This window comes from Amycolatopsis sp. NPDC006131 (assembly GCF_040614175.1).
In the GTDB taxonomy this organism is placed as follows: Bacteria; Actinomycetota; Actinomycetes; order Mycobacteriales; family Pseudonocardiaceae; genus Amycolatopsis_E; species Amycolatopsis_E tucumanensis.
Genome location: NZ_JBEXTX010000177.1, coordinates 1 through 10,416 on the forward strand (window position 1 = coordinate 1; position 10,416 = coordinate 10,416).

The window sequence follows — 10,416 nt, forward strand, 5'->3', positions numbered from 1 at the left end:
TACCAACACCCCGCATTAACCACTCTTGCCCTACACGCCGCTCCTCCGATCTGCGCCGCGCGGCGCCACCGGCCCCCGGTTCAGGCCACGGTCGCTTCGCTGGCCTGCCCCGCCGTCATCGCGGTGCCGCGGGTCTCCTTCAGCGCCAGCGTGGACACCAGCGAGATCAGGCCCGTCACCGCGAGCATCACGCCGACCGCGATGCTGCCGAAGCTCGCGGTCAGGCCGGGCGCCACCAGCGGCGGGATCGCGCCACCCAGGACACCCGCGAGGTTGTAGCCCAGCCCGGCGCCGGTGTAGCGGAAGCGGGTCTGGAACAACTCCGGCAGGAACGACCCGGCCGGCCCGTACGCCACCGCGAAGATCATCAGCGTGACCAGCACACCGACGGCGAACGCGACCGGGCTGCCGGTGTCCAGCAACGGGAACAGCGCCAGCGACCACACCACGCCGAGCGCCGAGGAGTACACGATCACCCGCCGCCGCCCGAGCCGGTCCGACAGCACGCCGGCGACCACGATGACGATCCCGAACGCCACCGCCGCCGCGATGCCGATGCCCAGCACCACCGGCCGCGTCAGCCCCGCCCCGGTCTTGCTCGTGCCGTAGCTGGTCAGGTACGTGGTGCCCATGTAGAAGAACGCGAACAGCATCGTCAGCGAACCGGCCGACAGCAGGATCTCCCGCGGCTGCTTGCGCACCGCCTCCAGGAACGGCAGCCGCTTCGGGCGGTCCAGGCCCGCGGTGCCGCCCGCCGCGACGAACGCCGGGGTCTCGGCGATGCTCATCCGCACGTAGAACCCGACGGCCACCAGCAGGATGCTCACCAGGAACGGCACCCGCCACCCGTAGTCCAGGAACGCGGCGTCCGCGTCGCCCATCACCAGGTTCGTCACCAGGAACGTGCCGCTGGACAACGCGAACGCGATCGCGGGGCCCAGCTGCGGGAACACCGCGTACAGGCCGCGTTTGGCCGGTGGCGCGTACTCCGCGGTCAGCAGCGTCGCCCCGGCCCACTCGCCGCCGACCGCGAGCCCCTGCGCGAACCGCAGCACGACCAGGATGATCGGCGCGGCCACCCCGATGGTCGCCGCGCCCGGCAGCAGTCCGATGAGGACGGTGGCGATGCCCATCAGCAGCAGCGTGGAGATCAGGGTGCGCTTGCGGCCGATGCGGTCGCCGAAGTGTCCGAACAGGATCGCGCCGACCGGCCGGGCGATGAACGCGACGGCGAACGTGGCGAACGCGGCCACGGTCCCGGCCGTCGCGCCGAGCGCCGGGAAGAACACCTTCGGGAACACCAGCGCGGCCGCGGTGCCGTAGATGAAGAAGTCGTAGTACTCGATGGTCGTCCCGACGCAGCTGGCCACGGCCACCTTGCGCATCGGGACCGCCGGGGTCTGGCTCGACACGGGTTCTCCTCGTCGTTGAGGTCTCACTGGCCAGGAATCGTCCGGTATGGACAAAACGGGCGCTACCCCCATCCGTGGGTATCGCCCCGGCGGCGGCCGATTGCATGATGTCGGGCAGCCCGAGCGAAAGGACACAAAGCGGTGAACGCGACCGATGCCTACCGTGCGAGCAGGGACCAGCTGGTGGCGCTGCGGGAGGACCACGCCCGCGCCGTGGCCGAGTTCCGCTGGCCCGAGCTGGGGGAGCGGTTCAACTGGGCGGTGGACTGGTTCGACGCGATTGCGCGCGACAACGACCGGCCCGCGCTGGTGATCGCCGAGGAGGACGGCACCACCACACAGCGATCGTTCGCCGAGATGTCCCGCGCCTCGGACCGGCTGGCCGCGTGGCTGCGCGAGCGGGGCGTGCGCCGCGGCGTTCCGGTGCTGCTGATGCTCGGCAACCAGGTCGAGCTGTGGGAGTCGATGCTGGCGATCATGAAGCTGGGCGCGGTGATCCTGCCGACCACCAGCGCCGTCGGCCCGGCCGACCTGACCGACCGGATCACCCGCAGCGGCGCGGAGTTCGTCATCTGCAACGCCGCCGACACCGGCAAGTTCGCCGACGTGCCCGGCGGCTACACCCGGATCAGCGTCGGCGCGGCGGACGGCTGGGCCGACCTGCGTGAGGCCGCGGACACGCCGCACGTCCCGGTCGAGCACCCGGGCACCGCGCCCGGCGACCCGCTGCTGCTGTACTTCACCTCGGGCACCACGTCCCGGCCGAAGCTGGTGGAGCACACCCAGGTGTCCTACCCGGTCGGGCATCTGTCCACGATGTACTTCCTCGGGCTGCGGCCGGGCGACGTGCACCTCAACATCTCCTCGCCCGGGTGGGCGAAGCACGCGTGGTCGTGCTTCTTCGCGCCGTGGATCGCCGAGGCGACGATCTTCGTCTACAACTACCGCCGCTTCGACGCCGCCGCGCTGCTGGAGCAGCTGCGGAAGCGCGAAGTCTCCTCGTTCTGCGCCCCGCCCACGGTGTGGCGCATGCTGATCAACGCCGACCTGGGCGAGCGGCCGTCCGCGCTGCGCGAGGTCATCGGCGCGGGCGAACCGCTCAACCCGGAGGTGATCGAGCAGGTCCGGCGGGCGTGGGGGCTGACGATCCGGGACGGCTTCGGGCAGACCGAGACGACCGCGCAGGTCGGCAACACGCCGGGCTCGCCGGTCAAGGCCGGCTCGATGGGCCGCGCCCTGCCCGGAGTGCCGGTCGTGCTGGTCGACCCGGCGAGCGGGCAGCCGCTGACCGGCCCCGGCGAGGGCGAGATCTGCCTGGACCTGTCGCGCTCGCCGGTGAACCTGATGACCGGCTACCGCGGCGACCCCGAGCGCAACGCCGAGGCCATGGCGGGCGGTTACTACCACACGGGTGACGTGGCGACGATCGACGCCGAGGGCTACATCACCTACATCGGCCGCACCGACGACGTGTTCAAGGCCAGCGACTACAAGATCAGCCCGTTCGAGCTGGAGTCGGTCCTGATCGAGCACCCTGCGGTGGCCGAGGCGGCGGTCGTGCCCGCGCCGGACCCGGTGCGGCTGGCCGTGCCCAAGGCCTACGTCGCGCTCGCGCCCGGCCACGAGCCGACCAAGGAGACCGCGTTGTCGATCCTGCGGCACGCCCGCGAGAACCTCGCGCCGTGGCAGCGGGTGCGGCGGCTCGAGTTCTTCGAGCTGCCCAAGACGATCTCCGGCAAGATCCGGCGCGTCGAGCTGCGGTCCCGCGAGGACGAGCTGGGCACGGGCAGCCCCGCGGAGTGGCGCGACGACCAGTTCCCGGACCTGCGCGGCTGAACGGTCCCTCCCGCGCGCAGTAGGTTGGAGGTGAGCAACCAGTGTGAGGGAGGACGAACGTGGGTCTGAAAGTCGGCTACAAGGCCTCGGCGGAGCAGTTCGGTCCGCGGGATCTGGTCGAGTACGCCGTGCGGGCCGAGGAGCTGGGCCTGGACTCGGTGATGGTGTCCGACCACTTCCTGCCGTGGCGGCACGAGGGCGGGCACGCCCCGTTCGCGTTGTCCTGGATGTCGGCGGTGGCCGAGCGGACGAACCGGGTGCAGATCGGGACGAGCGTGCTGACCCCGACGTTCCGGTACAACCCGGCCGTGATCGCGCAGGCGTTCGCGACGATGTCGCTGCTGTCGGGCGGCCGGGTGATTCTCGGCGTGGGCACGGGCGAGGCGCTCAACGAGATCGCGGTGTCGGGCCGGGAGTGGCCGGAGTTCAAGGAGCGGTTCGCGCGGCTGCGTGAGGCGATCAAGCTGATGCGCGAGCTGTGGACCACCGACAACGTGTCGTTCGAGGGCGAGTACTACACCCTGGTCAACGCCAAGATCTACGACCGGCCGGAGCAGCCGGTGCCGGTGTACGTGGCCGCGGGCGGCCCGGTGGTGGCCAAGTACGCGGGCCGCGCCGGCGACGGCTTCATCTGCACCTCCGGTAAGGGCATGGAGCTCTACAACGACAAGCTGATGCCGGCGGTCGCCGAGGGTGCCGCGGCGGCGGAGCGGGACGTCGCGGGCATCGACAAGATGATCGAGATCAAGATGTCCTACGACCGGGACCACGAGAAGGCGCTGGAGAACACCCGGTTCTGGGCGCCGCTGTCGCTGACCCCGGAGCAGAAGCACAGCGTGTCCTCCGCCGAGGAGATGGAGCGCCTGGCCGACGAGCTGCCGATCGAGCAGGTCGCCAAGCGGTGGATCGTGGCCTCCGACCCGGACGAGGCCGTCGCGCAGATCAAGCCGTACCTGGACGCGGGCCTGAACCACCTCGTGTTCCACGGCCCCGGCCACGACCAGGAGCGGTTCCTGACGCAGTTCGCCGAGGACGTCCTGCCCCGCCTGCGCGCACTGGGCTGACCCCCGCGCGCCGCTCACGGTCCGCGTGTCCGTGAGCGGCGCCGTTCTGGCCTGACCCGGTTGCGGCCGGGGCGGTTCCCGTCGTGGCTGTGTGCCTGGACTGAGTGCCGTGCGCGGCCGCGGGCCGCAGGCCCGTGATCGCAGCTGCTCCGCCTCGCTGCGATCACGGGCCTGGGCACCTGACCGGCGCGGCTTTTCGGCCGGAGCGGTTCCCGCCACGGCTGCCTGCTCTGAGTGCTCCGGCCACTAGCCGATCGCTCCTGCCTCCGCGTCTCGGCACCGGTCGTCGCCGCCCGTGAGCGGCGTCATGGTGCGGACCCCTCGTCGGCGGGAGTAATTTCGGGAATTAGCGAAATGTCGAAGGACGGTGCGGGTGCTCCCTGAGTGCAAGGCCCTGGCGAACGAGACGCGGCTGCGCATCCTGGAGTGGCTCAAGGACCCGGCGGCCAGCTTCCCGGCGGCTGCCGACACGGCCGGGCTGGGGGTGTGCGTCGGCCTGATCCAGCAGAAGGCAGGCACCTCCGCGTCGACGGTCTCGGCGCACCTGGCCATCCTGCAGCGTGCCGGGTTCCTGCTGGCCACGCGACAGGGCCAGTGGACCTACTACCGGCGCGACGAGGACCGCATCCGCGCCTTCACCGAGCGACTGCACCGCGACCTGTGACCCGGAAAAGGTGAGCCCGTCATGTCCCCAGTCCTGTCCGTACTGGACCTCGCGCCGATCGCGCCCGGCCAGACCGCGCGCGAGAGCTTCGCGGCCAGCGTGGCGCTCGCGCAGGCCGCCGAGCGCAGCGGCTACCGGCGGGTCTGGTACGCCGAGCACCACAACATGGCGTCCATCGCCTCCAGCGCGACCAGCGTGGTGATCGGGCACGTCGCCGAGCACACGTCGACCATCCGGCTGGGCGCCGGCGGGATCATGCTGCCCAACCACTCGCCGCTGGTGATCGCCGAGCAGTTCGGCACGCTGGAGACCCTGTTCCCGGGACGCATCGACCTCGGGCTCGGCCGGGCGCCGGGCAGCGACCAGCAGACGATGGTGGCGCTGCGGCGCGACCCGATGTCGGCGGATTCGTTCCCGCGGGACGTGCTGGAGCTGCAGGCCTATCTGAGCGGCAAGGCCGTGCAAGGCGTGCGGGCCGTGCCGCGGGCCGAGGGCGTCGTGCCGCTCTACATCCTGGGCTCGTCGCTGTTCGGGGCGCAGCTGGCCGCCCAGCTCGGGCTGCCGTACGCGTTCGCGTCGCACTTCGCGCCGGACTCGCTGCACCAGGCCGTCTCGCTGTACCGCGAGCGGTTCCAGCCGTCGGAGCAGCTCGCCGAGCCGTACGTGATCGCCGGGGCGAACGTGTTCGCGGCGGAGGACCACGACGAGGCCGAGGCCCAGCGGTCGGTGGCGTACCGGGCGCGCACCCGGGCGATGCTGTCGCAGGGCCGCGCGGGGGCGAACTTCACCGACGCGGAGATCGACGCGTTCCTGGCCTCGCCGCGCGGCCGCGGCCTGGCGTCGATGACGCGCTACACCGCGGTCGGCACTCCCGACGAGGTGCGCGCCTACCTGGCGGACTTCGCGACCGAAGCCCAGGCCGACGAGCTGATCCTGGCGCACCACGCGCACGACATCGCGGACCGGGTCCGGTCGGTGGAGCTGACGGCGAACGCCATGGCGGCGGTCGCGTAGGAACTCCGGCTGGCCGCCCCAGCCCGGGGCGCGCAGGTGCCGGCCGCGGACCCGCGTGGTGCAGCCGGAGGTCGGCTGCAGGCGCGGGTGCCGCCCACAAGCGGATCGGCGGCGCGCTGCCCCTGGACAGTGCCGCGCTGGCGCGGCCGGTCCGGGCGGTCAGCGGCGCCCAAGCGCTAGTCGCGTCGCATGCGGATCAGCAGGTTCCGCAGCTCGGCGAGTTCCCCTGCCCCCAGCTCCCGGCACGGTGAGCCGCTCGCGGCGTGGCTGTCGATCCGCTTCAGCGCGGTCTCGGCAGCCGCCGTCAGGTGGATGCGGCGCACCCGCCGGTCGGCCTCGTCGGCGCGGCGTTCGAGCAGTCCCCGCGCCTGCAGACGGTCCACCAGCGCCGTGACGGTCGGCGGCTCCGTGTCCAGCCAGGCCGCCAGCTGCCCGATCGGCGGCGCCTCCCGCTCCTGCCGCAGCCGCCGCAGCACCAGCCACTGCAGCTCGGTCAGCCCCTCCGCCCGGTACGCCTCGCCGTAGACCTGCCGCGCGCGCTCCACCACGTCGAACAGCAACGCGGCCACCTCGCCGACCAGCGCCGGATCATGTGCCACTTGTCCCTCCCGCCGCATATGCTTAGACTGCACTAAATATGAGTGCCATTGAAGCTTTTGTTCAGGGTAGTACCACCTGGGGCGACGGTGACTACCCGTCGATGGCGCGCCGACTTGAACCGGTCGCCCGGCAGGTCGTCGACGAAGCCGCGATCACCGCCCGGGACATGGTGCTCGACATCGCCACGGGCACCGGCAACGCGGCCCTGCTCGCCGCCACCCGGGCACGCACCATCGCCGTCGACTTCGAACCCGCCCTCGTGCGGATCGGCGCCACGCGGAGCGCCGCGGTCGGCTGGCTGGTCGGCGACGCGGCCGCGCTGCCCATCGCCGACGGCGCCGCGGACGTGGTCCTGTCGGTCTTCGGCGTCATGTACGCGCCCGGCTCCGCGGCCCGCGAACTGGCCCGCTGCACCAAACCGGGCGGCCGCGTCGTGCTCGCCTCGTGGGTCCCGGGCAGCCTCCTGCCTGCCACCGGTGCCGCGATGGCGCCCTTCCTGCCACCGCCCACCGGCGCGCCGCCCTCCCGCTGGGGTGACCCCGCCGCCCTCGCCGATCTGTTGACGCCCCACCGCCTCCGGCTCGACGCGGCCGACGCGCACGACCTGCCCCTGATCTTCCCCGACGTGGAGACGGCCGCCGGGTTCTTCGTCGACACCGCCGGCCACGCCCAGCGCGAGCGTCCGCGCCTGGAAGCCGAGGGCCGGTGGGACGACCTGCACGCCGCTGTGGGCGACGCGATCGAAGCCCGAGCCACGCACCGCGCGGGCGGGATCGAGTTGCGGGCGCGGTACCTGCTGGCACGTCTGCGCCGCACCCGCTCCTGACCTGCGATCCGCCCGCCGGGCGGCCGGGTAATATCGGCCGGGTTGTTGAGCAGACAGCGACCGGGTGCGGGCCCGGTGCTGTCTGTCGCTGGTCGCTCGCCCCGCTCCGGATGGTTGCCAGGAAGGGACACGACCAGGATGAGCGACGGTGCGGCAGGCCAGCTCGCACACCTCGACGAGGTGACCCGTGCACTCGAGGAACTGGCCGGCACGGTCGGGAACACCGACGACTTCGACGTGCTGCTGCGGGTGGTCTGCGAGCAGGTCGTGCGCGTGGTGCCCGGGGCCGACATGGCCTCGATCACGGTGCTCGACGATTCCGGCGCGCGATCGGTGGCTTCGACCGACGACCGCGCCACGCGCATCGACGCGGCGCAGTACGACGAGGACGACGGCCCGTGCCTGCGCGCGGCGCGCACCGGGCAGGTGGTCCGGGTCGAGGTCGGCACGGCGCGGGAGTTGTGGCCCGGGTTCTCCGCCGTCGCGGCCGGGCACGGGGTGGCGAGCTACCTGGCTTCGCCGCTGCAGGTGCGCGACGAGGCGATGGGCGCGATCAACCTGTTCGGGTTCGGCGAGCACGGGTTCCGCGACGTCGACCAGAAGTACCTGGAGCTGTACGCGACGGTCGTGGACACGGTGCTGCACCTGTCCAGACGCGCGTTGCGCACCCAGGAACAGGTGCGCCAGCTGCGCGCGGCGATGCGCACGCGCGGGGTCATCGAGCAGGCCAAGGGCATCCTGATGGCGGCGAGGCGGATCAGCGCCGACGAGGCGTTCCAGCTCCTGGTGGGGCAGTCCCAGCGGGAGAACGTCAAGCTGCACACCATTTCGGCGCGGTTCGTCGCCGAGCACTCCGGGCACGTGGTGGACCCGGACGACAGCCTGCCGAACTGATGCGTCAGGCCGCCGACGGCACCGCCGAGGCGATCGTGAAGACTCGGTCCAGCCCGGTCAGCTCGAGCGGGCGCAGCACCGGGCGGCTCGTGCAGACCAGGATGAACTCCTGCCCGGCGGCCTCGCACTCCCGCGAAACCTCGACCAGCAACGCGAGGCCGCCCGAGTCGAGGAATCCGACGCGCAGGAGGTCGAGAACCAGCGTGCGCGGCGGGGGCACCGGCGCCCCCGCGCGGGCCGCCCCCAGCCCGTCCCGCAGGTGGACGACGGTTCCGGCGTCGATTTCACCCGTCACGGTCACGACGAGCGCGTCGGGCCGGTAGGTCCACTCCACTTTCAGGTTCGTCACTGGTATCTCCTGGGGCAAGCTCGTGGGCTCGCGAAACAGGGCAGGACACGGACACCGCGCTGCCGACGGAAACTGGCGAGCCACAGCTGCTTGTATAACCGTGACGCAACCGACCCTACCGCATCGCCCGGCTAGGCTTGCCGGACGAGGACCGGCAGGTCGTGTGGAAGAGACGAGGTGTCATGAGCGAATCGCTCCTGTCCGCACCCGCGGTGCTCACGATCGCGCAGGAACTCGCCGAGATCGGCAGGCTGGTGGACGACGACGACGTCACCTCGACCCTGTCCCGGTACGTGGCGCGTGCTTGCGCGTTGCTGCCGGGCTGCGACCGCGCGTCCATCACGGTCCGCACGCCGGCGGGGACGGCCGAGGTGCTCGCGTCCGCGGGCAAGCCGTTGCCGGAGCCGCCGACCGACGGGTCCGGGCCGGACCCGGTCACGGAGGCGCTGACCTACCGCGAGCCGCGGCGGGTGGACGACACCGCGACGGACGAGCGGTGGCCCGCCTACAGCGCGCACCTGCGCCGGCACGGGTTCGGCAGCGCGCTGACGCTGCCACTGCCCGGCGCCGAGTCCGGCGCGGCGTTCAGCGTGCTCTCCGCCGAGCGCGGCCGTTTCGACGAGGATTCACACGACCTGGCGCTGTTGTTCACCCTCCACGCGGGCGTGGCGTTCGACAACAGCGCGCTCTACCACGACAACATCCGCCTGCTGGGGCACGTGCAGACAGCGCTGCGCACGCGGACGGTCATCGCGCAGGCGCAGGGCCTGCTGATGCACCACGGCCACCAGACAGCGGACGAGGCGCTCGCCGCGCTGAAGCGGATGTCGCAGCAGCGGAACGTGAAACTGCGCGACGTGGCGGCCGCGCTGGTGACGGCCCATCACGAGGGCCGGCTGGCGGAGGTGCTGCGGGCGCGCTGAGTGTCCGCCTCGGGCGTGGCTCGGCGGGCGGTGATGTGGGCAGGTGGGCGCTGGGTGGTCTGCTGGGCGGGTTTTGTTGGTTGGTGGGTGACTGTGGGCCGTTTGGCGGTGGTGCTGGAGTCCCGCTGAGTATCGGCCTTGGCGTGGTCGTTCCGGGGTGGAATGTGCTGGCGAGCGCGGCTGGGGGCGCTGGGTGGTCTGCTGGGCGGGTTTTGTTGGTTGGTGGGTGACTGTGGGCCGTTTGGCGGTGGTGCTGGAGTCCCGCTGAGTATCGGCCTCGGCGTGGTCGTTCCAGGGTGGAATGTGCTGGCGAGCGCGGCTGGGGGCGCTGGGAGGTCTGCCGGGCGGGTTTTGTTGGTTGGTGCGTGATTGTGGGCCGTTTTGCCGGTGGTGTCGGCGGCCCGCTGAGTGGCCGCCTTGGCGTGGTCGTTCCGCGGTGGAATGTGCCGGTGAGCGCAACTGGGGGCGCTGGGAGGTCAACCGGGCAGGCTTCATAGGTTGGCGCGCCACTGCCGGCCGCCGGCCGAGGTGTCGGAGGCGTCCGCCTCGGTGCGGTCGCTCGACCGCCGTGTTCGCCGTCGCGTTCAGCGAATGCGGCTGGATGCGCTGGGAGGTCAACCGGGCGGGCTCGTCGGCCAAGGCGCAACCGCGCGCCGCCTGCCGGGCGTTGGCCGTCCGCTGACCGTCCACGGCGGGCGTGGTTGCCCGGCGGTGTTACCCGCCCACCGGGCGGGCCGTAGGCTAGACGATTAATGCGTAAGTCGAGGCGGTAGTCGAAGACGGGCGAAGGGTGTTCAAGATCAGTTTGTGACGACCGACCTGAACACCCTTCTC

General features: G+C 71.9%; 10 protein-coding genes. 7 read left to right on the forward strand and 3 right to left on the reverse strand.

Features of this window, described 5'->3' with window-relative positions; genetic code table 11:
- Positions 1-80: 80 nt before the first annotated feature.
- A complete protein-coding gene (locus tag ABZ215_RS41740; protein ID WP_237338709.1) occupies positions 81-1,412 on the reverse strand; it encodes an MFS transporter in 1,332 nt (443 codons plus the stop codon).
- 141 nt (positions 1,413-1,553) lie between these two features.
- Here ABZ215_RS41740 and ABZ215_RS41745 point away from each other — a divergent pair, with 141 nt between their 5' ends.
- From ABZ215_RS41745 to ABZ215_RS41760, 4 genes are all read left to right on the forward strand, one after another.
- On the forward strand, positions 1,554-3,248 hold the full coding sequence (locus tag ABZ215_RS41745; RefSeq protein WP_354956350.1) for an AMP-binding protein: 1,695 nt from the start codon (positions 1,554-1,556) through the stop codon (positions 3,246-3,248).
- A gap of 59 nt (positions 3,249-3,307) precedes the next feature.
- Positions 3,308-4,312 carry a glucose-6-phosphate dehydrogenase (coenzyme-F420) gene (gene fgd, locus ABZ215_RS41750; RefSeq protein ID WP_020422190.1) on the forward strand — a complete coding sequence of 335 codons (1,005 nt, stop codon included), beginning with the start codon at positions 3,308-3,310 and terminating at the stop codon, positions 4,310-4,312.
- Positions 4,313-4,679: 367 nt separating this feature from the next.
- Positions 4,680-4,976, forward strand: coding sequence for a metalloregulator ArsR/SmtB family transcription factor (locus ABZ215_RS41755; protein ID WP_027931232.1), 297 nt, complete (start codon positions 4,680-4,682; stop codon positions 4,974-4,976).
- A 21-nt stretch (positions 4,977-4,997) separates the two neighbouring features.
- Positions 4,998-5,990, forward strand: coding sequence for an LLM class flavin-dependent oxidoreductase (locus ABZ215_RS41760; RefSeq protein ID WP_354956352.1), 993 nt, complete (start codon positions 4,998-5,000; stop codon positions 5,988-5,990).
- Between the two features lie 176 nt (positions 5,991-6,166).
- On the opposite strand, the gene ABZ215_RS41765 is transcribed toward ABZ215_RS41760, so the two are convergent.
- Positions 6,167-6,589 carry a MarR family transcriptional regulator gene (locus ABZ215_RS41765; RefSeq protein ID WP_354956354.1) on the reverse strand — a complete coding sequence of 141 codons (423 nt, stop codon included), beginning with the start codon at positions 6,587-6,589 and terminating at the stop codon, positions 6,167-6,169.
- Between the two features lie 101 nt (positions 6,590-6,690).
- On the opposite strand from ABZ215_RS41765, the gene ABZ215_RS41770 reads away from it, so the two are divergent.
- Complete coding sequence (locus tag ABZ215_RS41770; RefSeq protein ID WP_354956356.1) at positions 6,691-7,416, forward strand: class I SAM-dependent methyltransferase; 726 nt, start codon at positions 6,691-6,693, stop codon at positions 7,414-7,416.
- Positions 7,417-7,554: 138 nt separating this feature from the next.
- The gene (locus ABZ215_RS41775; RefSeq protein WP_020422193.1) at positions 7,555-8,310 is read left to right on the forward strand and encodes a GAF and ANTAR domain-containing protein; all 756 of its coding nucleotides are present in this window, start codon (positions 7,555-7,557) and stop codon (positions 8,308-8,310) included.
- A 4-nt stretch (positions 8,311-8,314) separates the two neighbouring features.
- Here the strand turns inward: ABZ215_RS41775 and ABZ215_RS41780 are convergent, their stop codons facing one another.
- Positions 8,315-8,659: an STAS domain-containing protein gene (locus tag ABZ215_RS41780; protein WP_020422194.1), complete on the reverse strand. Its 345-nt coding sequence runs from the start codon at positions 8,657-8,659 to the stop codon at positions 8,315-8,317.
- 182 nt (positions 8,660-8,841) lie between these two features.
- On the opposite strand from ABZ215_RS41780, the gene ABZ215_RS41785 reads away from it, so the two are divergent.
- Positions 8,842-9,582 carry a GAF and ANTAR domain-containing protein gene (locus tag ABZ215_RS41785; protein ID WP_354956358.1) on the forward strand — a complete coding sequence of 247 codons (741 nt, stop codon included), beginning with the start codon at positions 8,842-8,844 and terminating at the stop codon, positions 9,580-9,582.
- The last annotated feature ends 834 nt before the right edge of the window (positions 9,583-10,416 follow it).

What these genes read in the sequence shown, in the direction of transcription:
- ABZ215_RS41760 (WP_354956352.1), top strand. Translation starts at nt 4,998, where the DNA reads ATGTCCCCAGTCCTGTCCGTACTGGACCTCGCGCCGATCGCGCCCGGC.
- ABZ215_RS41770 (WP_354956356.1), top strand. Translation starts at nt 6,691, where the DNA reads ATGGCGCGCCGACTTGAACCGGTCGCCCGGCAGGTCGTCGACGAAGCC.
- ABZ215_RS41775 (WP_020422193.1), top strand. Translation starts at nt 7,555, where the DNA reads ATGAGCGACGGTGCGGCAGGCCAGCTCGCACACCTCGACGAGGTGACC.
- ABZ215_RS41785 (WP_354956358.1), top strand. Translation starts at nt 8,842, where the DNA reads ATGAGCGAATCGCTCCTGTCCGCACCCGCGGTGCTCACGATCGCGCAG.